The organism is Nakamurella leprariae, assembly GCF_016918035.1.
Classification (GTDB): Bacteria; Actinomycetota; Actinomycetes; order Mycobacteriales; family Nakamurellaceae; genus Nakamurella; species Nakamurella leprariae.
The window spans coordinates 102629-127727 of sequence record NZ_JAERWK010000016.1 but is presented as its reverse complement, the minus strand read 5'-3'; the positions used below and the strand labels follow the sequence as shown (position 1 = coordinate 127727).

Sequence of the window (25099 nt, the reverse complement as noted above, 5' to 3'; positions counted from 1 at the left end):
AGCCGGGCCGGTCACCCGATCGGGAACGCCTCATGAGCCCAGGATGCTCATCGGGCGCACCGGGTGCCTCGCCGAGCTCCGGATGAGGCGCAGCTCACGCCGGCCGATCACCGCCGGGGTCGTTCTCCGGACGGGACGGGGTCGCTGCCGGGCGGTGCGGGACCGGTCGTGTGTACTGCCCCGGGTGTGGGCCGGGCGACGGGGGGAGCAGTCGATGGGCACGGATCCGACGGGGACGGCGGCGGACCGGGAGTTCCTGCACCAGGCGGTGCGGGCGGCGCAGCAGGGCCGGGCCGAGGGCGGCATCCCGATCGGCGCGGCGCTGGTGGTCGACGGGGCCGTGCTGGCCACCGGGTGGAACAAGCGGGTGCAACTGGGCAGCGCCATCCGGCACGGGGAGACCGACGCCCTGGAGAACGCGGGCCGGCTGCCGGCGACCGTGTACGCCCGGGCCACCATGGTCACCACGCTGTCGCCCTGCGACATGTGCACCGGGGCGATCCTGCTGTACGGCATCCCGCGGGTGGTGATCGGCGAGCACCGCACGTTCCTGGGCGGCGAGGACCTGCTGCGCAGCCGCGGGGTGGACGTGGTGGTGCTGGACGATCCGACCTGCGTGCAGATGATGACGGACTTCATCGCCGCCGAGCCGTCGCTGTGGAACGAGGACATCGGCGTCGAGGACTGACCGACGGCAGGCGGCTCATCCGGTCGCCGACGTCGGTGCGGCAGTGCCGGTCTCGCCGACCAGGGTCAGCAGCCGCTGCACGGCCCGGACGGCGTCGTCCAGTTCGGCGACGAGTCGGTCGTCGAGGTCGGGTTCCGCGGCCCCGGTGCTCCCCGTGGCGGCCGCGCTGCGGCGCTGACCGCCGCTGAGTGATTGCGCCAGGCAGGTCGACGTCGATCGCATGGTGGCGGTCGACGCGGTGGGCGAGGTCTGCAGGACCGCGACCCACCAATCGCCGGTCCATCCGGCCGAGTGCAGGTTGTAGGGCGTCCACTCCGGGTCGCTCCAGCCCTGCTTGGATCCGTGATCGCCGGCGACCGCGTTCAATCCGAAGCGCTGGTCGAAGGTGTCGGCGCCCTCGGGCTCGGTGCGCGACATCCAGTCCATCAGCCAGGGCCCGACCTCGGGATCCGCGGCGGCGGCGGCCAGGAACTGGGCCAGGTCCTGCGCACTGACCCGGTCCGATCCCCAGCTGTTCGGACCGCTGGACGGACCGTTGGTGCTGTCGGATAAGCCGTACCGGTCCACCACCGTCTCGATGATGTCGGGCTGCCACAGGTCGATCTGCACCTGGCTGTCCGACATGGTGATGAGGGCCTCGAGCTGGGCGAGCAGGTCGGCGTCCGGTCTCCCGCCGGCCTGCGCCAGGTAGTAGGCCGCGGTGTACAGCTTGACCATCGATTCGGCGTTGACCAAGCGGTGCGCCCCGGACGACGCGATCAGGTGCCCGTCGTCCCGGTCGAGCACGGCGACCGACTGCACCACGTCCATCGCGGCCGCCGCGGTGACCGACGCGTCCACCAGTTGCTGCACGGTCGCGTCCGACACCCGGGTCCGGTCCTGGATGGGGGTCAGCGTGCAGGTCGCGTCGACCGGTGCGGCGGCCGTCGTCGAGGCCGCCACCGGCGACACCGCGACCAGCAGCCCGCCGAGCACCCCGGCCACCGTGGCGGCCGCCCCGGACGCGGGACGGCGCAGCACGTCCCGCTGTCGCGCTCGGCGCGGACGGACGCGGTGGGGCAGGGACGACCGTGGCATGCGCAGACCTCCGGGGCGCCGACGAACGGTCGGCACTGACCAGAAGGATGCTCCGCAGCATGCCCGGCGAACCTGTGGAAATGCCCAGTGACTCCGATGATCTCGGACGTGGCCGCCGTCATGGCGGAACGCCGCAGGTCATCGCGGCGTCGAGATCTCGCACGGGGGAGGCGTTCCGGCTGGCCCGGGGGTCAGATCGCCTCGTGCCGATCACGATCGGACGGTGTGCGGGGCGGTCCGGCCGCTTCCTGACGGCGCCGGTAGCGCCGCCACCGCATGCCCATGATCGCCAGCACGGTGACCAGCAGCGCGCCGGGGATGAGCCACCAGGGCCATGGCGCCCCGAAGCTGAGCACCAGACCGAGCGAGATGAGCAGCGCCATCTCGGCCACCAGGGCGACGACGGTGCTGCGGGCCAGCGGGGTGCCGCTGGTCGGTCCCAGGGCGGGGTCGGAACCCGCCGGCAGCGCCGGCGTCGGGCCGGTCGGCGGACCGGTGGAAGCGGCGGAGGAACCGGGCGGGGACGCCGGACCGGCGGCGGGATCGGTCACGCCTCCAGCCTGCCACGGCGGGCCGGGGGCGTCCGCCCGGTTCGGTTAGGCTGGCCGACGGCTGTGTTACCTGGCGGTAACTTCCCGGCGAGAGCAGGAGTCCGGAATGAGCGATCCGCTGCACGTGGTCGTGCTGGTCAAGCAGGTGCCCGACACCTACTCGGAGCGACGGCTCCGGGAGGAGGACTGGACCCTGGACCGGGACGCGACGGACCCGGTCATCGACGAGATCGACACCCGTGGCGTGGAGGCCGGTCTCCAGCTGGTCGAGGAGCACGGCGGCGAGGTCACGGTGCTGACCATGGGCCCCGAGCGGGCGACCGAGGCGCTGCGCAAGGCATTGGCCATGGGCGCGGCCAGGGCGGTGCACGTGCAGGACGACCGCCTGGCCGGGGCCTGCGCCCTGCAGACCTCGGTGGCCCTGGCCGCGGCGCTGCGGACGCTCGCGCCAGACCTGGTCATCACCGGCAACGAGTCGACCGACGGCCGCACCGGCAGCCTGCCGTCGATGCTCGCCGAACGGCTGGGCGTGCCGCAGATCACTTCGGCCAAGGCGCTGCGGCTGGATGCGGCGACCCGCTCGCTGAGCGCCGAACGCGTCCACGACAGCGGCGTCACCGAGGTCACTGCGACGCTGCCCGCCGTGGTGTCGGTGAACGAGAAGACGAACGAGCCGCGTTATCCCAACTTCAAGGGGATCATGTCGGCCAAGAAGAAGCCGGTCAGCGTCCTGGGCCTGGACGACCTCGAGGTGGATCCCGCCCGGTTCGGGACCGGTGCGACGTCCACCACCGTGCTGGCCGGCGCACCGCGTCCGGCCCGAGCGGCGGGGGAGACGCTCACCGACGACGGTCAGGGGAACTCGGTCGCCACCGTGGTCGAGCACCTGGTCGCCGGCCGTCTGCTCTGAGCCCCTCCCGTCCGTCACCGCTCGACCCGTCACCGCTCGACCCGAACGCCAGAGTGAGAGGAACGCCCCGATGTCCCAGCCCGTCCTGGTCCTGGTCGACCATGCCGGCGGCGCACTGCGTCCCATCACCGCCGAACTGCTGACCGCCGCGGCCCGGCTGGGGGACCCGACCGCGGTCGTGGTCGGGACGCCGGGGACCGCCCAGCAGTTGGCGGCGGAGCTGGGCCGGCACGGTGCGAGCCGGGTGTTCGCCGCCGAGGGCCCGGACGCCGAGGCGTACCTGATCACCCCGGCCGTGGCCGCGCTGGCCGCCGCCGCCGCACAGACGCAGCCGGTGGCCGTCCTGCTGCCGTCGACCATCGACGGCCGGGAGGTGGCCGGACGGTTGTCCGCCCGCCTGGAGTCCGGCCTGTTGGCCGATGCCGTCGACGTCCGGCTGGCCGAGGACGGCACCGTGGTGGCGGAGCAGTCGGTGTTCGGTGGTGAGTACACGGTGCACGCCCGCGTCACCGTGGGGACGCCGATCATCTCGCTGCGGACCAGCGCCATCGAGGCGCAGGAGACCGCGGGCACGGCCGAGGTCGTGCCGGTCGAGCTGGTCGTCGACCCGGCTGTGTCGGCCCGGGTGGTGGCCGAGCACCCGGAGCCGGCGGGCGACCGGCCCGAGCTGACCGCCGCGGACGTCGTCGTCTCCGGCGGCCGCGGCGTCGGCTCCGCCGAGAACTTCGCCCTGGTCGAGGCGCTGGCCGACGTGTTCGGCGGTGCCGTCGGCGCCTCGCGCGCCGCGGTCGACTCCGGGTACTACCCGTCGCAGTTCCAGGTGGGCCAGACCGGCACCACCGTCTCCCCGCAGCTGTACATCGCTCTGGGGGTGTCCGGCGCCATCCAGCACCGGGCGGGGATGCAGACGTCGAAGACGATCGTCGCGGTGAACAAGGACCCGGACGCGCCGATCTTCGAGCTCGCGGACGTCGGCGTCGTCGGCGACCTGTTCACCATCGCCCCGGCGCTGACCGAGGCCGTCCGGGAACGCAAGGGCTGAGCCGCTCCGCCGGGAGCGGGCCGTCGAGTCGCCTCCCGGGCGGCCTCGTGCGCCGTGCCCCGCCGGGAACGGCCTACCCTGGACGCCGATGACCTACCTCGACCACGCCGCCACCACCCCGGTCCTGCCGGCGGTGATCGAGGCCGTCGCCGCCGCCTCCGCGACCACCGGCAACGCCTCGTCGCTGCACGCCAGTGGGCGGGCGGCGCGCCGTCGGCTGGAGGAGGCGCGCGAGAGCATCGCCGCCGACCTCGGCGCCCGGCCCAGTGAGGTGGTGTTCACCTCCGGCGGCACCGAGAGCGACAACCTGGCCCTGACCGGCATCCTGCGGGCGCGTCGTCAGGCCGATCCGCGTCGCCGGCGGGTGCTGGTGCCCGCCATCGAACACCACGCCGTGCTGGACACCGCGGAGCACCTGGCCGCTCGGGACGGGGTCGAGCTCGGCTGGCTGGAGGTCGACGACTACGGCCGCGTGCACGCCGACACCCTGGCCGCGGCGATCAACGAAGCGCCCGACGAGGTGGCGCTGGTCTCGGTGATGTGGGCCAACAACGAGGTCGGCACGGTGAACCCGGTGCGCGAGCTGGCCGGTGTCGCCCACGCCCGGGGCATCCCGCTGCACACCGACGCCGTCCAGGCGGTCGGCCAGCTGCCGGTCGACTTCGCCGCCGTGGGCGTCGACGCGCTCTCGGTCAGCGGCCACAAGCTGGGGGCGACCACCGGGGTCGGAGCGCTGCTGGTGACCCGGCAGACGCCGGTCGAGCCGCTGCTCTACGGCGGCGGGCAGGAGCGCGGCATCCGGTCCGGGACCCTCGACGTCCCGGCCGCCGTCGGGCTGGCCGTCGCCGTGCACGACGCGGTGCAGCAGCGGGCCGAGCGGGCCGCCGCGCTGGCCGCCCTGCGCGACGAGTTGGTGTCCGGGATCCGCGCCCTCCTGCCCGATGTCGAGCTGACCGGCGATCCGGGCCAGTCGATCATCGACGGTGGCCCGTCCCGGCTCCCGGGCAGCGCGCACCTGCGGTTCCCCGGTTGCGAGGGCGACGCGCTGCTCATGCTGCTGGACGCCCGCGGCATCGAGTGCTCCACCGGTTCGGCCTGCACCGCGGGGGTCCCCCGCCCGTCCCACGTGCTGCTGGCCATGGGTATGGACGAGCGCACCGCCCGCGGTGCGTTGCGGTTCTCCTTCGGCCACACCTCGTCGCCGGGCGACGTGCGGGCGGTGCTCGACGTGATCGCCCCGGTGGTCGAGCGGGCCCGGGCCGCCGCACTGGCCGGCAGCCGCCGGCGATGAGCGTGCCGACCGGATCGACCACGCCGACCACGCCGGCCACACCGGCAGCGTCGGGGAGCCGGGCATGAGGGTGGTCGCCGCGATGAGCGGCGGCGTGGACTCCGCGGTGGCGGCCGCGCTGGCGATCGACGCCGGGCACGAGGTCACCGGCGTGCACATGGCGCTGTCCCGCACGCCGGGCACCCTGCGCACCGGCTCCCGCGGGTGCTGCACCATCGAGGACGCGATGGACGCCCGGCGGGTCTGTGACCGGCTCGGCATCCCGTACTACGTGTGGGACTTCAGCGAGGAGTTCGCCGAGACGGTGGTGGCGGACTTCCTGGCCGAGTACGAGGCCGGGCGGACCCCGAACCCGTGCCTGCGCTGCAACGAGAAGATCAAGTTCGCCGCCCTGCTCGACCGGGCCGTGGCGCTGGGCTTCGACGCGGTGGCCACCGGTCACCACGTGCGGATGGTGGACGGCGTGCTGCACCGGTCGCTGGACGCGGCCAAGGACCAGTCGTACGTGCTGGCCGTGCTCACCGAGGACCAGTTGTCCCACAGCCTGTTCCCGCTCGCGGGCATGACCAAGGAGCAGGTGCGTCGCGAGGCTGCCGCCCGCGGGTTCGCGGTGGCGGCGAAGCCGGACTCCTACGACATCTGCTTCATCCCCGACGGTGACACCCGCGGGTACCTGGCCGAGCGGCTGGGCGACCGCCCCGGCCCGCTGGTCGATGCGACCACCGGCGCGGTGCTGGGTGAGCACCGCGGGACGCACGGGTACACGATCGGTCAGCGCAAGGGGCTGGGTCTGTCCCGGCCGGCGCCCGACGGGCGACCCCGGTTCGTGCTGGGCATCGAGCCGGTCTCCGGCACGGTGACCGTCGGCCCCGTCACCGGGTTGGACGTCCACGAGGTCACCGCCGAGCGGGTGGTGTTCCCCAGCGGCCGGCCGTCGGACTTCCCGCTGCGCTGCACCGTGCAACTGCGTGCCCACGGCGGCACGGTGGCCGGGACGGCGGACCTGCGACCCGGACCACAGCGAACGGAGCAGCTGCGGGTGGCGCTGGACCAGCCGGTCCGCGGGGTGGCGCCAGGACAGACCGCCGTGGTCTACGACCCGGGCGACGACTTCGTCATCGCCGCCGGCACCGTCGTCAGCACCGTCGTCGGCACCGTCGTCGGCACCGGCGTCAACACGGCCGCCGCGGCGGAGGTCGCCACCGGGACGGGGACCCCGCGGTGACCGGACTGTTCGTCCCCGGATCGGACGACGCCGGCCTGAGCGACGCCGAGCGCACCGCGCTCGGGCTGGGCGACCCGAGCACCCCGACGGCCGTGCCGTGGTGGACGGCGGCGGCCACCGGCGTGGGGTCGATGCCCGGCACCGATCCGATGGAGGCCGCGCGCATCGTGGCCGGCGAACTGCCCGAGTTGCCGCACCTGGTCGAGCTGCCGGCCCGCGGGGTGGGCGCGGACCTGATCGGCCGAGCGGTCGGTGTCATGGTCGACATCCCGGCCGAGGTGGTGCCGTCCGGCTGGCGGCTGAGCCGACGACCGGGCATCGACACCCGGCGGGCGGTGGACATGCTGGCCTGGGACCTGGACGCCGCCGAGGCCGCCTTCGCCGGGGCGCCGGGGCTCAAGGTGCAGGTCTGCGGACCGTGGTCGCTGGCCGCGTCGCTGGAACTGCCGTCCGGCAACCGGGCCGTGACCGATGACGGTGCGGTGGACGACCTGGCCGCGTCGCTCACCGAGGGGCTGCGGCTGCACGTGGCCGAGCTGCGCCGTCGGCTCGGCGACCTGCCGATCGTGGTGCAGTTCGACGAACCGTCGCTGCCGGCGGTGCTCGGCGGCCGGCTGCCCACGGCCAGCGGCTTCGGTACCCACCGCCCGGTCGAGCCACAGCGGGTCAGCGAGGTGCTCGCCGCGGTGCTGGCGCCGCTGGCCGGGCACCCGACGGTGGCCCACTGCTGCGCCCGGGACGTGCCGATCACGCTGTTGCGGGAGGCCGGTTTCGAGGCGATCTCACTGGACGTGACCGCGCTGCGTACCGGGGCGGCCGCGCTGGACCCGCTGGGCGAGGCGATCGAGGCGGGCACCGTGCTGCTGGCCGGCCTGGTGCCGTCGGTGCGCCCGGCGCCCGCCTCGCTCTCGGCCCCGCGCGGCCCGGGCGCGTCCTCGGACGCGGTCCGCCCGGGGGATGGCGGGACCGCTGACGGGGACGCCGACGGGGCGGCCCCCGTCCCGTTGCGCCCGTTGGCCGCGCCGTTGCTGGCGATCTGGGACCGGCTCGGCTTCCGCCGGCAGGACCTGGCCCAGCGGGTGGTGCCCACCCCGACCTGCGGGCTGGCCGGGGCGTCACCGGCCTGGGCCCGGACCGCGCTGGGCCGCGTCCGTGAGCTGGCCCGGGCCCTCCAGGAGCTGCCCGAGTCCTGGTGATCCGGGCGATCCGCCGGATCAGCCGGGCACCGAGCCCAGCACCCGGTCGACCTCGATGACCACCACCACCCGAGTCGGGTTCTCCCGCGGCACCCGGTACCGGCCGGCGTACCGCCGCACCGCCTCCTGCACGTCCGCCGGCTCGCGGCTGATCCGCACGGTCCCCTCCAGAGTGAGCCAGCGGCGGCCGTCGACCTGACTGACCGCGGCGCGGTTCGGCCGACCGGGACGACCGGGCCGCTCGGCGTTGCGGACCTTGACCGACCCGTCGTTGGTGATCACCCGGACCAGCCCCGCGTCGGCGTCCCAGGTGAACCCGACCGCGACGACGTGCGGCGAACCGTCCGCTCGCAGTGTGGTCAGGGTGGCCAGGTGCCGCTCGGTGAGGAAGGCCAGCGTCGCGTCGCTCAGCGGCGCGAGGTCGGGTCGGGCGGGCGCAGCGGGGGAGCTCATCCGCCCATCGTGCCGGTCGCGCCGCCGGCGTCCCAGCGGTGTCGGGGGTCCGTCCTAGGCTGGCGGCCGTGACTGAGAGTGCTGAACACGCGGTGGCGACGACCGGGACGCCCGCGGCGGAGGTGCCGCCGGACGCCGCCCGAGAGCACCGCGAGCTCAGCCAGCAGATCACCGACGCGCAGTTCCAGTACTACGGGCGCGATGCCCCGACGATGACCGACGGCGAGTTCGACGCGCTGGTGCGCCGGCTGCAGGAGCTGGAGGAGCAGCACCCGGCCCTGGTCAGCCCCGACTCGCCGACGCAGCGGGTCGGCGGCACCGCGGCCCAGAACACCGGGTTCGAACCGGTGGAGCACCTGGAGCGGATGCTCAGCCTGGACAACGTGTTCTCGGCGGACGAGCTGGCCGCCTGGGTGGAGCGGACCGAGCGCGACGCCCACGGGCCGGTCAGCTGGCTCACCGAGCTGAAGATCGACGGCCTGGCCGTCGACCTGGTCTACCGCCACGGTCGGCTGGAACGGGCGGCGACCCGGGGTGACGGTCGCGTCGGTGAGGACGTCACCCTCAACGTCCGGACCATCGCCGCGATCCCGGAACGATTGCGCGACGACGGGGAGCACCCGGTCCCCGAACTGGTGGAGATCCGGGGCGAGGTGTTCTTCCCGGTGGCCGGGTTCGAGCAGCTCAACGCGGACCTGGTCGCGGCGGGCAGGGCGCCGTTCGCGAACCCGCGGAACTCCGCGGCCGGGTCGCTGCGGCAGAAGGATCCGCGGGTGACCGCGTCCCGGCCGCTGACCATGCTCTGCCACGGGCTGGGCGCGCGGACCGGCTTCACCATCAGCCGCCAGTCCGAGGCCTACGAGTGGTTGCGCGCGTGGGGCCTGCCCGTGTCCGAGCACAACCGGGTGGTGCACAGCGCCGCCGAGATCGCCGACCGGGTCGCGTACTGGCACGAGCACCGGCACGACGTCGAGCACGAGATCGACGGTCTGGTCGTGAAGGTCGACGAAGTGGCGTCGCAGCGCCGGCTGGGGTCGACCTCGCGGGCGCCCCGCTGGGCGATCGCCTACAAGTACCCGCCGGAGGAGGCCACCACCGACCTGCTCGACATCCGGGTCAATGTCGGCCGCACCGGCCGGGTCACACCGTTCGCCTTCCTGGAGCCGGTGCTGGTGGCCGGGTCGACCGTCGGCCTGGCCACCCTGCACAACGCGCAGGAGGTCAAGCGCAAGGGCGTGCTCATCGGCGACCGGGTGGTCATCCGCAAGGCGGGCGACGTCATTCCCGAGGTGCTCGGTCCGGTGGTGGAGCTGCGCGAGGGCCGCGAGGTCCGCGAGTTCGAGATGCCCACCCACTGCCCGGAGTGCGGCACCGAGCTGCGGCACATGCGCGAGGGCGACATCGACATCCGGTGCCCGAACGCCCGCAGCTGTCCCGCGCAACTCCGGGAGCGGGTGTTCCACATCGCGGGCCGCGGGGCGTTCGACATCGAGGGGCTGGGCTACGAGGCCGCGACCGCGCTGCTCACCGCGGGTGCGATCACCGACGAAGGCGACCTGTTCCCCGGCACCGACCCGCAGTCGGGCGAGTCGTACGGGCTGGACGAGGCGACGCTGCTGACCGTCCCGCTGTTCACCACCAAGGCCGGCGCCCTGTCGGCCAACGGGCGGCGGCTGCTGACCAACCTCGAGTCCCGCAAGCAGCAGCCGCTGTGGCGGGTGCTGGTCGCGCTGTCCATCCGGCACGTCGGACCGACGGCGGCGCGCGCCCTGGCCCAGCACTTCGGGGACCTGGACGCCATCCGCGCCGCCTCGGTGGAGGAGCTGGCCGCCGTCGAGGGGGTGGGGCCGACCATCGCCGAGTCCGTCCTCGAGTGGTTCACCGTCGACTGGCACGGCCGGATCGTCGACCGCTGGGCGGCGGCCGGGGTGCGGATGGCCGATGACCGCGCCGGCCGGCCGGAGCAGACACTGGTCGGACTCTCCGTGGTCGTCACCGGGGCACTGGAGGGCTTCTCCCGGGACGAGGCCAAGACGGTGCTGCTGGAGCGCGGGGCCAAGGCGGCCGGATCGGTCTCGTCCAAGACGGCGTTCGTGGTCGTGGGGGAGAACCCAGGCAGCAAGTACGACAAGGCCGTGCAGCTCAGCGTCCCGATCCTGGACGAGGCCGGGTTCCGGCTGCTGCTGGACCAGGGTCCGGACGCGGCTCGTGCCGTCGCGCAGATCGGCGCGGCGGACGGCGGCCGGGACGGCGGTCAGGACAGCGGTCAGGACAGCGGTCAGGACAGCGGTCAGGACAGCGGTCAGGACAGCACGGCGGACGGAGCGCAGCCGGACGCGGCGACCGGCGGCAGCGACGACGGATCCTGACCGCGTCGGGCGCCGCTCACCACGGCAGGCGCCCGGGACCCCCGCGGCGGGACCGGCGGTCCCAGCATCCGCCGTGCCAGTGCCGGCGGTCGGCGACTCCGCTGCCCCGCCCGTCGTGGTGCGGCCACACCACGACGTGGGCGACGCCGACGGCGATCTCCTGCAGGCAGCCCGGGCAGCGGTAGACCTTGCCCGCAGCGGCGCCGGGCACCGACCGGACCAGGAAATCGCCCTCGGCCGTGCTCACCAGCTGCTGCCAGCCGCGTGGCCCCGCGGGGCGGTCGCCGTCGTCCGGTCCGGCGCCTGCGCCGGGGCGGCCGCCGCCGCGCCGGCGGGCGGGACCGCGGCCGGCGTCCGGGCGGGGCGACCTGCGCGGCATGCCGACGACGGTAGCCGCCGAGTCCGGACGTCCTGACCCGTCAACATCTCGGCGGCTGCCGAGCGTGTTCGACTGGTCGCGAAGTGTGATCTAGCCGACACCGACCGTCTCGGGTGCGGGACGCGCCGTCGCCGCGCCCGGGACCCGGTCGGTCCGACTTGCCCGCGCCTGCCGACGCTGCTGTCATCCTCCGATGGACACCGGCACCGCCGTGCGCAGCGCCCTGCGTCAGTTCGACCACCGCGTGGCGGTCGTGCATCCGTCGCAGTGGTCGTCGGCCACCCCGGCGGGTACCTGGTCGGTGCGCGATCTGATCATCCACGCCACCGACCAGCTGCGGTGGGCGACCGCGGCGCTGCCCTCGCCGGCCCGGATCGCGGCGGCCGGCGCAGCGCCGACCGGCGGTGGCGGCGGAGCCGGGACCGGGGTCGGGACCGATCCGACCGCGGACTGGACGGCGGCGCTGGCGCAGGCCCGGGACGTGTGGTCGGTGCCGGACTTCGCCGACGCCACGGTCCGCGCCGCCGATGGCCGGGACGTCGACCCGGTCGGGGTGAGTTGGTGGCTCGCCGAGGAGATGACCGTGCACACCTGGGATCTCGCCCGCGCCGTCGGGGATCACGACGAGCTGCCCAACGACCTGGTCGCGGCCGTCCTCGACGAGGTGCGCCTGCGGCAGGCCGCGGGTCGGTCGGTCCCCGAGCTGGGTGGCCACCCGGCGCCCGGCGCCGACCCCCGGTACGCGCCGTCCATCAGCGTGCCGGGCTGCAGCGACGACCTCACCGAACTGCTGGCCCGGCTGGGGCGGCACCGGTGGTGGCGGGCGGCCGGGCTGCCCAGCCCCACCGGCCCGGTGGCCTGACTCGTCGCCCAGCCGTCGCCCACCCTCGTCGCTCCGGTTCCGGGCCCACGTCGCGCCCCCAGGCCGCCGTCGGCCGGCACACCGGCCTGGCCGGCAGCTCCCGTCCGGCCCCGTATCGTCGGCCGGGCGGATCTCCGCGCAGCGGTCGGCAGGGTCATGGGAGTGGGCAGTTGAGCAGAAGGTCGGGCTGGCGGGTCGAACTGCCGGTGGCGGGGCGACCGGTGTTGGTCGTCGGCGGCGGCCCGGAGGCGCTGGGCCGGGTGGCGTCGCTGCGGGCCGAGGACGCCGCCGTCACCGTGGTGGCATCGGAACTGTCCGCCGCGCTCGCCGATCTGGCCGCCCGTGACCTGATCACCGCGCACCCGCGGGACGTGCTCGACGGTGACGTCGAGCGGGCCTGGCTGGTCATCGCCGCCACCGGCGACGAGGCTGCCGACGCGCGCGTGCGGGCGCTGGCCGACACGCACCGGCGGTTCTGCCTGGGCGGCAGTGGTCGGGGCGCCGCGCCGGTGCCCGGGACGGGCGGCCGACGCCGGCTGGGCGGCCGGGTGATCCTGGTCGGGGGCGGACCCGGCGACCCCGGACTGATCACCATGGCCGGGCTCGCCGCGCTGCACGAGGCCGACGTGGTGGTGACCGACCGGCTCGCCCCGCTGGCCGTCCTGGAGGGGCTGCGCCCGACCACCGAGATCATTGACGTCTCGAAGATCCCCGGTGGCCGCACCACCCCGCAGCAGGAGATCAACCGCCTGCTGGTCGAGCACGCCCTCGCCGGTCGCACCGTGGTGCGGCTCAAGGGCGGCGACAACTTCGTCTTCGGCCGCGGCGGTGAGGAGTGGCAGGCCTGCGCCCGGGCCGGCGTCGAGGTGCAGCTGGTGCCGGGAGTGACGTCGGCGGTGGCGGTGCCGGCGCTGGCCGGCATCCCGGTGACGCACCGGACGGCCAACCAGGGGTTCACCGTCATCTCCGCGCACGTCGCGCCGGACGACCCGCGCTCCACCCTCGACTACGCCGCGCTGGCCCGGACGGGCACCTCCCTGGTCGTGCTCATGGGCGTGGGCACCCTGGCCGCCGTGGCCCGCGCGCTGCTGGCTGCGGGCATGCCTGCCGACACCCCGGCGGCCATCATCGCCGACGGTGGGCTGCCGTCCCAGCGCACCGTCCGGGCCGGCCTGGCCGAGATCGCCGAGCGGGCCGAGGAGGCCGGGATCGGCGCTCCCGCCGTGACGGTGATCGGGTCGGTCGCCGCCTTCGACCCCGCCGTCGGATCCACCCCGGGAGGTATCGATGAGTGAGCTGTACCTGGTGCGGCACGGCCAGTCGACCTGGAACGAGCGGGGTCTGGTCCAGGGCCAGCGGACCACCCCGGAGCTGACCGATCTGGGCCGGGCGCAGGCCGCGGCCACCGCGGCCCTGCTGGCCGGGGTCGGGGTGCACCGGGTGCTCAGCTCCGATCTGACCCGGGCCTGGCAGACGGCCGAGATCGTGGCCCGCGTCACCGGTCTGCGTCCCTTCGCGTCCACCCTGTTGCGCGAACGCGGGCTGGGGGTGCTGGAGGGGCTGACCACCCAGGAGGCGGCCGACCGGGTCGGTGAGACCGATGCCGGCGACCCGTTCTGGCGGCCCGAGGGCGGGGAGTCGCTGGACGACGTCCGGGCCCGGGTCGCGGCCGTCCTCGCCTCGCCGCTGGTCACCGATCTCGACGGTCCGGTCGCGGTGATCAGCCACGGCGACGTGCTCCGGGTGGCCATCGCCGACCTGCTCGGCGAGGACCTGGCCGAGATGCCGTGGCGAGAGGTGCCGTCCGGCGCGGTGTTCCGGGTCACGCACGAGCCCGGTGAGGCGATCGTCCGGGTCGAGACGCTGCTGCCGCCGGGCCTGGACGGGTCGCTGTCCGGTCCGGCCCGCTCCTGAGCCTGCCCGGATGGGGCAGGATCGTCCGGTGTCGAACGACCCCACACCGCCGCTCCCGGCCATCGTCCCCGACCTGACCGACGTGCGCCGTCCCGGCCCCGTCCCGGTCCCGGACGTCCGGGTGGTGGAGCAGGCCCGGGCCCGGCTGGCCGCCCTGGCCCAACCCGCCGGTGCGCTGGGCCGGCTGGAGGACCTGGCCGCCTGGCTGGCCGGCTGCCAGGGCACCGTGCCGCCGCGGCCGCCGCAGCGGATCCACGCCGTGGTGTTCGCCGGTGACCACGGCGTCGCCGAGCACGGGGTCTCGGCCTACCCGCGGGCGGTCACACCGGCGATGGTGCACACGCTGGTGACCGGCCGGGCCGGTGCCGCGGTGCTGGCCCGGCAGCACGGAGTCGCGCTCCGGGTGCTGGACATCAGCGTGGACGACGACCTGACCGGCCTCCCGGACGCCGTCCGGCAGCAGGTGCAGGCGCACAAGCTGACCCGGTCCAGCGGTGCGATCCAGCTGACCGACGCCATGCCGGTGCCGCTGGCCGAGGCCGCGCTGCGGCTGGGTGACCGGATCGCCGCGCAGGAGATCGCCGCCGGCGCCGACCTGCTCATCGCCGGCGAGTTGGGCATCGGAAACACCACGCCGGCCGCGGCGCTGGTCGCGCTGCTGCTCGGCCTGCCCGCCGCCGAGGTCACCGGTCGGGGCACCGGGGTCGACGACGCCGGCCTGGCCCACAAACAGCAGGTCGTGCAGCAGGCGCTCGACCGCTTCAGCCGGGAGCACGGCGACGCGGTCCACGGCGCCGGTCCGGTCGATCCGGTGCTCGCCCTGGCCGCCCTGGGTGGCCCGGACCTGGCCGTGGGCGTCGGTTTCCTGCTCGGCGCGGCCCGGCGGGGCGTGCCGGTGCTGCTGGACGGGCTCATCTCGCTGGCCCAGGCGCTGGTCGTGCAGGCGCTGGCGTCGACCGCGGTCGCCTGGTTCGCGGCCGGGCACCGGTCCACCGAGCCGGCCCAGTCGCTGGCCCTGGACAAGCTCGGACTGGTCCCGGTGCTCGACCTGGGCATGCGGCTGGGGGAGGGCACCGGGGCGCTGGCCGCGGTGCCGGTGCTGCGCTCGGCCGCCCTGGTGCTCGGCGAGATGGCCTTGCTGTCCGATCTGCAGCTGTGAGCGCCGGGCCCGGCGTGCTGACCGACGGCCTGCGCCTGGCCGTCGGCACGCTCACCGTGCTGCGGGTGCCGGCGCCGCGTCGCATCGACCGGGCCCGCGCCGGAGTGGCCATGGGTCTGGCACCTCTTGCCGTGCTGCCGCTCGGCGCCTGGGTCGGCGCCCTGGCCTGGCTGGGCAGCCTGCTGGCGGTGCCGGCATTGGTCACCGCCGGTCTGGCCGTGGCCACGGTGGCGGTGGCCACCCGCGGCCTCCACCTGGACGGGCTGGCCGACACCGCCGACGGTCTGGCCGCGTCGTTCGACCGGGAGCAGGCGCTGGCGGTGATGCGCACCGGCGACATCGGCCCGGCCGGGGTCGTCACCGCGACGCTGACCGTGCTGCTGCAGGTGGCCGCGCTGGCCGCCGTGCTGGCCCGGCCGTCCGGCTGGCTGCTGGCCGGGCTGCTGGTGGTGCTGGCCCGGATCGCGCTCGCCGCGGGCTGCCGTCGCGGCGTGCCGGCCGCGCGCCCGGAGGGGTTGGGGGCCACGGTGGCCGGCAGCGTCCCGGGCTGGGTGGGGCCGGTCTGGCTGCTGCTGGCCGGCGGCGCGGCTGCGGCGGCGATGACGGCGACCGGCCGCCCGTGGTGGCAGGGCGTGGCGGCGGTGGTCGTGGCCGCCGCCGCGGTGCTGCTGCTGCTGCGCCGGTGCGTCCGCCGGTTGGGCGGGACCACCGGTGACGTCATGGGTGCGATGGTCGAGACCGCCGTCACGGCACTGCTGGTGGTGGGTGCGGCCGGCTGAGCCACCCAGCTGGGATTGTTTCGCTGTGCAGGAACTGTCTGGCTGCCGGACAATGCCGGTGATCATCAGCCGAGAGAACGGACGACGATGCCCGAGTTCCGAGCCGCAGTGTCGCGGTCAGCCGGCCAGCCCTACACCATCGAGACGGTCACCGGGAGCGACCTGCGCCCGGACGAGGTGCTGGTCAGGGTGGTCGCCGCCGGAATGTGCCACACCGACATGGTCGCCCGGGAGCCGAACTCCGGTCTGTCCCTGGCGCCGGTGATCCTCGGCCACGAGGGCAGCGGTGTGGTCGAGGCCGTCGGCTCATCCGTCATCCGGGTCGTGCCCGGGGACCACGTCATCCTCAGTTTCGACTCGTGTGGCAAGTGCTCCGCCTGTCTGGGCGGCGAACCCGCGTACTGCGCGGAGTTCCCCCTCCGCAACGTGAGCGGCCGGCGCCCCGACGGCACCGGTGCGGTCACCGACGCCGACGGGCACGGCCTGGCCCACCGCTGGTTCGGGCAGTCGTCGTTCGCCGAGTACGCCTGGGCCACCGAGCGGAACGTCGTGGTGGTCCCCAAGGACCTGCCGCTGGAACTGCTCGGCCCGTTGGGCTGCGGTCTGCAGACCGGCGCGGGCGCCGTGCTGAACGAGATGAAGCCGTGGCCGGGCTCCCGCGTCGCGGTGTTCGGTGCCGGCGCGGTCGGGCTGGCCGCGCTGATGGCGGCCAAGGTGGCCGGGGCCGGGGAGATCGTGGCGGTGGACCTCAAGCAGTCCCGGCTGGACGTGGCCCGGGAACTCGGAGCGACGCGGACGGTGCTGGCCGACGACCCGGACCTGGTCGAGGCGGTGCGCGGCGGCGACGGACCCGAGGACGGCATGGACTACGCGGTGGACACCACTGCGGTGACCTCGGCCATCTCGGCCACCATCGCCGTGCTGCGCCGCCGCGGTGAGGCGGTCTTCCTGGGCGTCGGCCGCGGCATGCTCGAGATCGCCCCGGGCCAGTTGAACGGCAGGAAGGCGACCTTCGTGAATCTGGGGGGCGGCGTCCCCCAGGTGTTCGTGCCCCGGCTCATCGAGCTGTGGCGGCACGGCCGGTTCCCGTTCGACAAGCTGGTCCGCACCTACCCGCTCGACGACATCAACACCGCCGAGGCCGACTCGCTCTCCGGTGCGACGGTCAAGCCGGTGCTGCTCATCGGCTGACCGGGCCTCGGGAGCCGGCCCGGCGCCCGCCTCGGGTCAGCCGTGCGCCCACAGTTCCAGCAGCACCACGACGACGCCCAGCACCACCTCGGCGAACAGCACCACCAGCTTCTGCCACCGCGGCAGTCGCACCCGGCGCACGGCGAGCCAGCCGGCCGCGGCGAGGGCGGCGATCAGCGCGATGGTCGAGGCGCGCAGCGCCCCGTCGAGCGTCCAGACGTCCAGCGCGGCCAGTCCGATGAAGATCATCGGCAGCACCAGGACGCCGAGCGCACTGCTGCTCACCCCGGCGATGTGCCGGAGTTCCGCGGGTCGGGGGAACGCGGCGTGCACGGCGATGTGCGAGACGACGTCGGCCACGAAGACGGCCAGCAGAGTGCCGACGACCGCGATGAGCAGGGTGCGGGCGACCGCGCCGGTCGATTCGGCGTGCGAGCGCAGCGCCAACACCACCGCCAGCGCGGTGAAGGTGATGTAGATGCGCTCCTTGAGCCGATCGGCGCGTTCCTCGGCCGAGCGGGTCGAGACCTGGTCGGACATGCGGATCATGCAAGCAGAGGGAACCAGGCCGAGCCAGGGGCGCGGCTCACGCCACCGGCAGCAACCGCACGCTCGTGCCCGGCCGGCACTGGGCCAGCAGTGCGAGGTCCGGGTCGGTGAGCACGCCGATGACCGGGTACCCGCCGGTGACGGGATGGTCGGCCAGGAAGACGATGGGCTCGCCTGACGGCGGGACCTGCAGCGAACCGGCCACCGTACCCTCGCTCGGCAGGGTGCCTGCCGCGGACCGCAGCCGGGCGCCGGTCAGTCGGGCGCCGACCCGGTTGCTGTCCGGCGACACCGTCCACGTCGTGCCGACCAGCGCGGCCCGGTCCGCGGCCGAGAAGCGGTCGTCCCGTGGACCCCAGCGGAACCGGGCGGTGGCCGCGTCGGCCGGGACCCGGCTGACGGCGAGGTCGGCGTCGTCGGCGGGCGGACCGTCCGGGCCGATCGGGATGTGCAGGCCGTCGGCCACCGGGGGCGGGCCGAGCCCGGCCAGCGTGTCGGTCGACCTCGATCCGAGCACCGGTCGGACCAGCAGGCCACCGCCCACGGCCAGGTAGCTGCGCAGCCCGACGGCGGGGGTACCGACGGCCAGCGGTGCGCCGGCCGGCACCCGGACCAGCGGGCCGGTGACCGGCCGTCCGGCCACGGTCAGGGGCGCCGGGGCGCCGGTGACCGCGACCCAGCGGTCGGCGTCCAGCACGGCGACCAACCCGCCCAGGGTGATCTCCAGCGCGGCCGTCCCGGCCGGCGCGCCCACCAGCCGGACGGCCAGCCGGTACGACGGGAGATCCGCTGCGCCTGAGGTGGACACCCCGACCGCGGTGTGCCCGGTGCGGCCGGCGTCCTGGACGGTGGTGAGCGGGCCGGCCCGCAGCACGGTGATCACCGGCCCGGTCACTGCCCGGCCGCCCGGAAGCGCACCCGGTCGCCCACCGCCAGCAGCGCCGGCGGGTCACGGTCCAGGTCCCACAGCCGCACGTCGGTGTGGCCCAGCAGGTGCCACCCGCCCGGGGTGCCGCCGGGGTAGACGATGCTCTGCCGGCCGGCGATGGCCACCGTGCCGGCGTCGATCGAGGTGCGCGGGTCGTCCCGGCGGGGCAGGGCCAGGGCGGCCGGCAGCCCGTCCAGGTAGGCGAACCCGGGCGCGAACCCGAAGAACCCGACGGTGTGCACCGCTCCGGTGTGGGCGGCCACCACGGCGTCGACGGAACACCCGCACCGCCGGGCCACCTCGGCCAGGTCGGGGCCGTCGTAGCGGACCGGGACGACCAGCTCGGCCACCGTGGCGGCGGGTCCGGTGCCCGCGGTGGTGAACGCCCCCGGCTCCACCAGTCCGGCGAGATGCGTTCGCAGCGAGGGCATGTCGGTCGCGTCCCGGACGGTCACCAGGACGGTGGCCGCGGCCGGCACCACCGCGGCGAGCCGCTCCGCCCACGGCCCGACGGCCAGCCGGTCGGTCAGCGGGCGGATCAGGTCGGCCGGCACGTCGACCAGCCAGCCGCGGTCACCGGCCCGGTGGATGCCGACGGGCACGGGTCCGCGCCGGTCCGGCTCGGTCACCGCGGACCGTCCGGCGCCTCCGCAGCGCCCGGGTCGATCCCGGTGCCAGTGCCGGCGGTGGTCCCGATGCCGGTGAGCGGGATCCCCGCGGCGGTCAGCGCGGCGCGCACGGCGGCGACGATGGCTGCCGCGCCCGGGGTGTCGCTGTGCACGCAGAGGGTGGCCGGCGGCTCGGTGAACCGGACGGTCTCGCCGGAGATGGCCGGCACGGTCCCGGTGGTCAGCATGGTCACGGCCCGCTCGGCGACCTGGTCGGGGTCGGTGAGCACGGCGCCGGGCAGCGCCCGCCGCACCAGCAGCCCGTCGGGGGTGTAGGCGCGGTCGGCGAACACCTCGGCCACCGGCACCAGGCCGGCCTCGACCGTCCGGCGCCACACCGCCGTCCCGGGCTGGCACACCACGGGCAGGCCGCCGGCCAGTCCGGCCGCCTCGACGATCGCCGCGGCGTGCTCGGTGTGCCGGGCGGCGGTGTTGTAGAGCGCTCCGTGAGCCTTGACGTAGCCGACCGTCGACCCGGCCAGCTCGGCGAACATGCGCAGCGCGCCGATCTGGTACAGCAGGTCGTCGACCAGCTCGGTGGCGTCCACGTCGACGAACCGGCGGCCGAACCCGGCCAGATCCCGGTACGACACCTGGGCGCCGATGGACACGCCGCGGGCGGCGGCCCGCGCGCAGGTGCGCCGCAGGATGGCCGGGTCGCCGGCATGGAACCCGCAGGCCACGTTGGCCGCGGTGATCCCGTCCAGGATGGCGTCGTCGTCGCCGAAGCTCCACGCGCCGAAGCCCTCGCCGACATCGCTGTTCAACGCCACGGGCGGTTGCCCAGCGGACATGACTCCCCCTCGCTCAGGTCCCTCGCTCAGGCCGGCAGGACCAGCACCCGGCCGGCCACCACCAGCAGCACCTCGTCACAGGCCGCGGCCAGGTGCTGGTTGGCCAGCCCCAGCGCGTCGCGGAACAACCGCCCGGACCGGTGCTCCGGCACCACGCCCAGACCGACCTCGTTGGTCACGGCGACCAGCGGTCCGGGAGCCGTACGCCACGCCGCCACCAGCGCGTCGACGTGCGCCTGCACCAGATCGACGGCCGCGTCACCGGGCAGCTCCCAGCCGGACGGGCCGGCGGTTCCGTCCGGGGAGTCGCCTGCGTCCAGCACCGCGGTCACCCAGGTCCCCAGGTCGTCGAGCAGCACCGGGCCGTCGGCCCGGGTCAGCGCCGCCGCGACGTCGGTGGTCTCGACCGTCACCCAGTCGGCCGGCCGGCGGCGCCGGTGCCGCTCGATCCGGTCGGCCCACTCGAGGTCCACGGCCGGGTCGGGCACCGGCCCCGGCGCCAGGTAGGTCACCGGACCTCCCCGACCGCCGTCCGCCATCTGCGCGATGCGCGACTCGGCCAGCCGCGACTTGCCGGACCTCACGCCGCCGGTGATGAGCGACCGGATCGGGGCGGGGGGCAGGTCGGCGGTCACAGCAGCGGCGGCAGCGGGGCGCTGGGCGGCAGGGACGCCGACACCACGGACACCAGCCCGGCCAGGTGCGCCAGCCGGGCCACTTCGGAGCCGCGGATGGCCGGCCCGCCGGGCCGGCCGACCAGCACCGACACCCGCGGGCTCCACAGCGGGGCCACGGCCAGTTCCGTGCCGATCGCCTTCCAGTCCTCGGGCACCCAGCCGGCCTCCGGGTCCAGCACCGCCGGCCGGTCCACCGGGTCCCACCCGGGCTGCACGCCGGTCAGGTCGGGCGTGCCGCCGCCGCCGGCCAGCAGCTCGACCCGGCCGTCGTCGTGCACCTCGACGACCATCGCCCAGCCCGCCCGCAGCACCTGCGGCAGCATCCGGGCCAGCGCCGCGATGGCCTGGTCGGGATCGGCGGTGACCGCCTCGACCAGCTCCCACTCCTTCTGCCGGCCGCCCACGCCCGGGTCGGGCCGCACCGACTCCACCCGGACGCCGGGGACCGATTCGGCCGCGGTGATCAGGATGTCCGGCTGCCGCCCGTTGGGCAGGGAGACCACGATGTCGTCCACCGCCTGGTCGGGGGCCCGTTCCACCACGTCCATGGCCAGGATGTCGGCGTCCACCTTGCCGAGCTCGGTGGCCACGGCCCCGAGGGTGCCGGGACGGTCCGGCAGGACGACGCGCAGGACGAACGACATGACAGGCGGTGCCTCCGATCGGTGCCCGGGCCGGGTGGCCGGGCCGAGTGCGCCCGTCCCGTTGGCTCGAGGTCGGACCGAGGTGCTGCGGCCGGGGACGATCGACCCCGGATGCGCCCGTGTGTGCACGGGAGCCGGACCATTCTGGCCGATCCGGAGTCTTCTCGACGCGCGTTTCGCCGAGGTCACCGGGACATGGCGGACACGCGGCGCGGCCTAGACTGGTCCGCGGCCCGGACCTGGGTGCGCTCGGGTGGGCCGTCCGGCATCCGCGGACGCGAGCTCCGGCCGGCGCTCGCGTCCGTCATCCCTGGGAGGATCGTGTCCAGCTCCAGCCCCGGCTCCACCAGCGACGGGCACCCGACGCTGACCGCCGCCGACGTGACCCACCTGGCCCGGCTGGCCCGGCTGGAGATCACCGCGACCGAGCGGGACGTCTACGTCGACCAGCTCTCGGTCATCCTCGACTCGGTCGCCGTGGTGAGCGCGGCCGCGGCCGCGGAACCCGACATCGAACCCACCAGCCACGCGGTGCCGCTGATCAACGTCTACCGCGACGACGTTGTGCGTGCGGGCCTGGACCGGGACGCTGCGCTGGCCGCCGCGCCCGCCGCCCAGGACGGCCGCTTCCGCGTCCCGCAGATCCTCGGGGAGGAGCAGTGACGAGTCCGGTGGCCCCCCCGTCGTCCGGAGCCGACGACCTGACCCGCCGCACCGCGGCCGACCTGGCCGCGGCCATCGCCTCCGGCGAGGTGAGCGCGGTCGAGGTGACCCAGGCGCACCTGGACCGGATCAAGGCGGTCGACGCCGACGTGCACGCCTTCCTGCACGTGTCCGGGGAGTCGGCGCTGGAGCAGGCGCAGGCGGTGGACCGGGCCCGCGCCGCGGGTGAGCCGGCCGCGTCGCCGCTGGCCGGGGTGCCGCTGGCGCTCAAGGACATCGTCACCCAGCAGGGCGTCCCGACGACCGCCGGCTCGAGGATCCTCGAGGGCTGGATCCCGCCGTACTCGGCGACCGTCACCCGCAAGCTGCTCGACGCGGGCGTGGTCATCGTGGGCAAGACCAACCTTGACGAGTTCGCCATGGGCTCGTCGACGGAGAACTCGGCCTACGGCCCGACCCGCAACCCGTGGGACCTGACCCGGATCCCGGGTGGGTCCGGCGGTGGGTCGGCGGCCGCGCTGGCCGCCTTCGAGGCCCCGTTGGCCATCGGCACCGACACCGGCGGGTCGATCCGGCAGCCGGCCGCGGTCACCGGCACCGTCGGTGCCAAGCCGACCTACGGCGGGGTGTCCCGCTACGGGGTCATCGCGCTGGCCTCGTCGCTGGACCAGGTCGGCCCGTGCGCGCGGACGGTGCTGGACACCGCGCTGCTGCACGAGGCCATCGCCGGCCACGACCGGCTCGACTCCACCTCGATCGAGGACTTCGCGCCGCGGGTGGTCGACGCCGTGCACCGCGGCACCACCGACGGGGTGCGCGGACTGCGCATCGGTGTGGTGAAGGAGCTGTCCGGCGAGGGCTACCAGCCGGGGGTGCTGGAGTCGTTCACCACGGCGGTACGCACCCTGCAGGACGCGGGCGCGGAGATCGTCGAGGTGTCCTGCCCGAACTTCGAGTACGCGCTGGCCACCTACTACCTGATCCTGCCCAGCGAGTGCTCCTCGAACCTGGCCCGGTTCGACGCCATGCGCTACGGGCTGCGGGTCACCACGGACGCGGCCGGGGCCGCGCTGGTCTCGGCCGAGGAGGTCATGTCGGCCACCCGCGGACAGGGCTTCGGTGCCGAGGTCAAGCGCCGCATCATCCTGGGCACCTACGCGCTGTCGGCCGGCTACTACGACGCCTACTACGGCTCCGCGCAGAAGGTCCGCACCCTGATCAAGCGGGACTTCGAGCGGGCGTACGCCCGGGCCGACGTGCTCATCTCGCCGGCCTCGCCGGTGACCGCCTTCCCGCTCGGGGAGAAGGTGGACGACCCGATGGCCATGTACCTGAACGACCTGGCCACCATCCCCGGGTCGCTGGCCGGCATCCCGGCCATGAGCGTGCCCAGCGGGCTGGCCTCGGACACCGGCCTGCCGGTGGGGCTGCAGATCATGGGCCCGGCCCTCGGTGAGGAACGGATCTACCAGGTGGCTGCGGCGTTCGAGGCCGCGTACGCCGCCCAGCACGGCGGGCTCGTGCCCGACCTGGCGCCGGAACTGGAGGTGGCAGCGCGATGACGACCGTGAGCGCTCCGATGCTGATGGACTACGACGAGGCGATCGAGACCTTCGACCCCGCCATGGGTCTGGAGGTGCACGTCGAGCTGGGCACTGCGACCAAGATGTTCTGCGGCTGCCCGACCACGTACGGCGGCGAGCCGAACACCCAGGTCTGCCCGGTGTGCCTGGCCCTGCCCGGGGCGATGCCGACGGTGAACCGGACGGCGGTGGAGTACGCCATCCGCATCGGGCTGGCCCTGAACTGCACGATCGCCGACTGGTGCCGCTTCGCCCGGAAGAACTACTTCTACCCGGACATGCCGAAGAACTTCCAGACCTCGCAGTACGACGAGCCGATCGCGTTCAACGGGTACCTGGACGTGGAACTGGATGACGGCTCGGGGGAGACGGTGCGCATCGAGATCGAGCGGGCCCACATGGAGGAGGACACCGGCAAGTCCACGCACATGGGAGGTCGGACTGGTCGTATCCAGGGCGCCGAGTACTCGCTGCTGGACTACAACCGGGCCGGCGTCCCGCTCGTCGAGATCGTCACCAAGCCGATCCTGGGCACCAGGGCGGCGGCCCCGCTGGTGGCCCGCTCCTACGTCCGGGCGCTGCGGGACCTGCTGCTGTCCCTCGAGGTCTCGGACGTGCGGATGGACCAGGGGTCGCTGCGCTGCGACGCCAACCTCTCGCTCGCCCCGGCCGGCACCACCGAGCTGGGCACCCGGACCGAGACCAAGAACGTGAACTCGCTGCGCTCGGTGGAGCGGGCGGTGCGGCACGAGATCCAGCGCCAGGGCGCGCGTCTGGTCGCCGGCGAGCGGATCGTGCAGGAGACCCGCCACTTCGACGAGTCGACCGGCACCACGTCGTCCGGCCGGTCCAAGGAGACCGCCGAGGACTACCGGTACTTCCCGGAGCCGGACCTGGTCCCGATCGCGCCGGACCGCGAATGGGTCGAGCAGATCCGCGGCGCGCTGCCGGAACTGCCCTGGGTGCGCCGCGCCCGGCTGCAGGCCGACTGGGGCTTCAGCGATCTCGAGATGCGTGACCTGGTCGCCGCCGACGCCGTCGGCCTGGTCGAGCAGACGGTGGCCGCCGGGGCGACGGCCGCCGAGGCCCGGTCCTGGTGGTCGGCCTACCTCGGGCAGCAGGCCAAGACCGAGGGCGTGGCGCTCACCGAGCTGGCCATCACGCCGGCCCAGCTGGCCCGGGTCATCACCCTGGTCAACGAGGGCGCGCTCACCACCAAGCTGGCCCGGCAGGTCATCGACGGCGTGCTGGCCGGCGATGGCGAGCCGGACGAGGTGGTGGCCGCCCGCGGGCTGGCCGTCGTCTCCGACGACGGCGCCCTGCAGGCCGCGGTGGACGAGGCGCTGGCCGCCCAGCCGGGAGTGGCCGACAAGATCCGCAGCGGCAAGGTCCAGGCCGCGGGTGCGATCGTCGGCGCGGTGATGAAGGCGACCAAGGGGCAGGCCGACGCGGCCAAGGTGCGCGAGCTGGTGCTGCGCACGCTGGGCGTCGAGGGCTGATCAGGGGG

General features: G+C 74.8%; 26 protein-coding genes. 16 read left to right on the top strand and 10 right to left on the bottom strand.

Features of this window, described 5'->3' with window-relative positions; all coding sequences use genetic code 11:
- Positions 1-214 precede the first annotated feature (214 nt).
- On the top strand, positions 215-688 hold the full coding sequence (locus tag JL106_RS12910) for a nucleoside deaminase (protein ID WP_205261126.1): 474 nt from the start codon (positions 215-217) through the stop codon (positions 686-688).
- A 15-nt stretch (positions 689-703) separates the two neighbouring features.
- Here JL106_RS12910 and JL106_RS12905 read toward each other — a convergent pair whose 3' ends face one another.
- Entirely contained in the window at positions 704-1765 is a 1062-nt protein-coding gene (locus JL106_RS12905; protein WP_205261125.1) for a hypothetical protein, read from the bottom strand.
- A 191-nt stretch (positions 1766-1956) separates the two neighbouring features.
- Positions 1957-2316, bottom strand: a complete 360-nt coding sequence (locus tag JL106_RS12900; protein ID WP_205261124.1) for a hypothetical protein — start codon at positions 2314-2316, stop codon at positions 1957-1959.
- A 106-nt stretch (positions 2317-2422) separates the two neighbouring features.
- On the opposite strand from JL106_RS12900, the gene JL106_RS12895 reads away from it, so the two are divergent.
- The 5 genes from JL106_RS12895 to JL106_RS12875 all read left to right on the top strand — a co-directional run bounded on the left by JL106_RS12895 (position 2423) and on the right by JL106_RS12875 (position 7980).
- Positions 2423-3226 (top strand): electron transfer flavoprotein subunit beta/FixA family protein, encoded by an 804-nt coding sequence (locus JL106_RS12895; protein WP_205261123.1) that lies wholly within the window; start codon positions 2423-2425, stop codon positions 3224-3226.
- Positions 3227-3296: 70 nt separating this feature from the next.
- Positions 3297-4268: an electron transfer flavoprotein subunit alpha/FixB family protein gene (locus tag JL106_RS12890; RefSeq protein ID WP_205261122.1), complete on the top strand. Its 972-nt coding sequence runs from the start codon at positions 3297-3299 to the stop codon at positions 4266-4268.
- Between the two features lie 88 nt (positions 4269-4356).
- Entirely contained in the window at positions 4357-5559 is a 1203-nt protein-coding gene (locus JL106_RS12885) for a cysteine desulfurase family protein (RefSeq protein WP_205261121.1), read from the top strand.
- Positions 5560-5623: 64 nt separating this feature from the next.
- Positions 5624-6784, top strand: coding sequence for a tRNA 2-thiouridine(34) synthase MnmA (mnmA, locus tag JL106_RS12880; RefSeq protein WP_205261120.1), 1161 nt, complete (start codon positions 5624-5626; stop codon positions 6782-6784).
- 131 nt (positions 6785-6915) lie between these two features.
- The gene (locus tag JL106_RS12875; RefSeq protein WP_205261273.1) at positions 6916-7980 is read left to right on the top strand and encodes a uroporphyrinogen decarboxylase/cobalamine-independent methonine synthase family protein; all 1065 of its coding nucleotides are present in this window, start codon (positions 6916-6918) and stop codon (positions 7978-7980) included.
- An 18-nt stretch (positions 7981-7998) separates the two neighbouring features.
- On the opposite strand, the gene JL106_RS12870 is transcribed toward JL106_RS12875, so the two are convergent.
- Positions 7999-8433: a pyridoxamine 5'-phosphate oxidase family protein gene (locus JL106_RS12870; protein ID WP_205261119.1), complete on the bottom strand. Its 435-nt coding sequence runs from the start codon at positions 8431-8433 to the stop codon at positions 7999-8001.
- Between the two features lie 92 nt (positions 8434-8525).
- Between JL106_RS12870 and ligA the strand changes: the two genes are divergently transcribed.
- A complete protein-coding gene (ligA, locus tag JL106_RS12865; protein WP_407940162.1) occupies positions 8526-10802 on the top strand; it encodes an NAD-dependent DNA ligase LigA in 2277 nt (758 codons plus the stop codon).
- A gap of 16 nt (positions 10803-10818) precedes the next feature.
- On the opposite strand, the gene JL106_RS12860 is transcribed toward ligA, so the two are convergent.
- Positions 10819-11181: a hypothetical protein gene (locus tag JL106_RS12860; protein ID WP_205261117.1), complete on the bottom strand. Its 363-nt coding sequence runs from the start codon at positions 11179-11181 to the stop codon at positions 10819-10821.
- A gap of 193 nt (positions 11182-11374) precedes the next feature.
- On the opposite strand from JL106_RS12860, the gene JL106_RS12855 reads away from it, so the two are divergent.
- The 6 genes from JL106_RS12855 to JL106_RS12830 all read left to right on the top strand — a co-directional run bounded on the left by JL106_RS12855 (position 11375) and on the right by JL106_RS12830 (position 17086).
- A complete protein-coding gene (locus tag JL106_RS12855; protein ID WP_205261116.1) occupies positions 11375-12043 on the top strand; it encodes a maleylpyruvate isomerase family mycothiol-dependent enzyme in 669 nt (222 codons plus the stop codon).
- Between the two features lie 170 nt (positions 12044-12213).
- Complete coding sequence (gene cobA, locus JL106_RS12850) at positions 12214-13338, top strand: uroporphyrinogen-III C-methyltransferase (protein WP_205261115.1); 1125 nt, start codon at positions 12214-12216, stop codon at positions 13336-13338.
- Positions 13331-13957 carry a histidine phosphatase family protein gene (locus JL106_RS12845; protein ID WP_205261114.1) on the top strand — a complete coding sequence of 209 codons (627 nt, stop codon included), beginning with the start codon at positions 13331-13333 and terminating at the stop codon, positions 13955-13957. The genes cobA and JL106_RS12845 overlap by 8 nt, the downstream gene beginning before the upstream one ends.
- A 28-nt stretch (positions 13958-13985) precedes the next feature.
- The gene (gene cobT / locus JL106_RS12840) at positions 13986-15116 is read left to right on the top strand and encodes a nicotinate-nucleotide--dimethylbenzimidazole phosphoribosyltransferase (RefSeq protein WP_328842273.1); all 1131 of its coding nucleotides are present in this window, start codon (positions 13986-13988) and stop codon (positions 15114-15116) included.
- A complete protein-coding gene (locus JL106_RS12835; RefSeq protein WP_328842271.1) occupies positions 15113-15895 on the top strand; it encodes an adenosylcobinamide-GDP ribazoletransferase in 783 nt (260 codons plus the stop codon). Before cobT ends, JL106_RS12835 begins: the two co-directional genes overlap by 4 nt.
- An 87-nt stretch (positions 15896-15982) precedes the next feature.
- On the top strand, positions 15983-17086 hold the full coding sequence (locus JL106_RS12830) for an NAD(P)-dependent alcohol dehydrogenase (protein WP_205261112.1): 1104 nt from the start codon (positions 15983-15985) through the stop codon (positions 17084-17086).
- Positions 17087-17122: 36 nt separating this feature from the next.
- On the opposite strand, the gene JL106_RS12825 is transcribed toward JL106_RS12830, so the two are convergent.
- The 6 genes from JL106_RS12825 to JL106_RS12800 are packed head-to-tail and all read right to left on the bottom strand — an operon-like array spanning position 17123 to position 21346.
- A complete protein-coding gene (locus JL106_RS12825) occupies positions 17123-17635 on the bottom strand; it encodes a hypothetical protein (RefSeq protein WP_205261111.1) in 513 nt (170 codons plus the stop codon).
- Positions 17636-17672: 37 nt separating this feature from the next.
- The gene (locus JL106_RS12820; RefSeq protein WP_328842269.1) at positions 17673-18530 is read right to left on the bottom strand and encodes a 5-oxoprolinase subunit C family protein; all 858 of its coding nucleotides are present in this window, start codon (positions 18528-18530) and stop codon (positions 17673-17675) included.
- On the bottom strand, positions 18527-19192 hold the full coding sequence (locus JL106_RS12815) for a 5-oxoprolinase subunit B family protein (protein WP_205261110.1): 666 nt from the start codon (positions 19190-19192) through the stop codon (positions 18527-18529). The genes JL106_RS12820 and JL106_RS12815 overlap by 4 nt, the downstream gene beginning before the upstream one ends.
- Positions 19189-20025, bottom strand: a complete 837-nt coding sequence (locus JL106_RS12810) for a LamB/YcsF family protein (protein WP_236007565.1) — start codon at positions 20023-20025, stop codon at positions 19189-19191. Before JL106_RS12810 ends, JL106_RS12815 begins: the two co-directional genes overlap by 4 nt.
- Positions 20026-20051: 26 nt before the next feature.
- Positions 20052-20609, bottom strand: a complete 558-nt coding sequence (locus JL106_RS12805; protein ID WP_407940159.1) for a bifunctional adenosylcobinamide kinase/adenosylcobinamide-phosphate guanylyltransferase — start codon at positions 20607-20609, stop codon at positions 20052-20054.
- A 47-nt stretch (positions 20610-20656) separates the two neighbouring features.
- Positions 20657-21346, bottom strand: coding sequence for an ACT domain-containing protein (locus tag JL106_RS12800; protein WP_205261109.1), 690 nt, complete (start codon positions 21344-21346; stop codon positions 20657-20659).
- A 321-nt stretch (positions 21347-21667) separates the two neighbouring features.
- On the opposite strand from JL106_RS12800, the gene gatC reads away from it, so the two are divergent.
- The 3 genes from gatC to gatB are packed head-to-tail and all read left to right on the top strand — an operon-like array spanning position 21668 to position 25091.
- Entirely contained in the window at positions 21668-22009 is a 342-nt protein-coding gene (gatC, locus tag JL106_RS21045) for an Asp-tRNA(Asn)/Glu-tRNA(Gln) amidotransferase subunit GatC (RefSeq protein ID WP_328842264.1), read from the top strand.
- A complete protein-coding gene (gene gatA, locus JL106_RS12790) occupies positions 22006-23571 on the top strand; it encodes an Asp-tRNA(Asn)/Glu-tRNA(Gln) amidotransferase subunit GatA (RefSeq protein ID WP_328842263.1) in 1566 nt (521 codons plus the stop codon). The genes gatC and gatA overlap by 4 nt, the downstream gene beginning before the upstream one ends.
- Positions 23568-25091, top strand: coding sequence for an Asp-tRNA(Asn)/Glu-tRNA(Gln) amidotransferase subunit GatB (gatB, locus tag JL106_RS12785; protein WP_236007564.1), 1524 nt, complete (start codon positions 23568-23570; stop codon positions 25089-25091). Before gatA ends, gatB begins: the two co-directional genes overlap by 4 nt.
- Positions 25092-25099 lie beyond the last annotated feature (8 nt).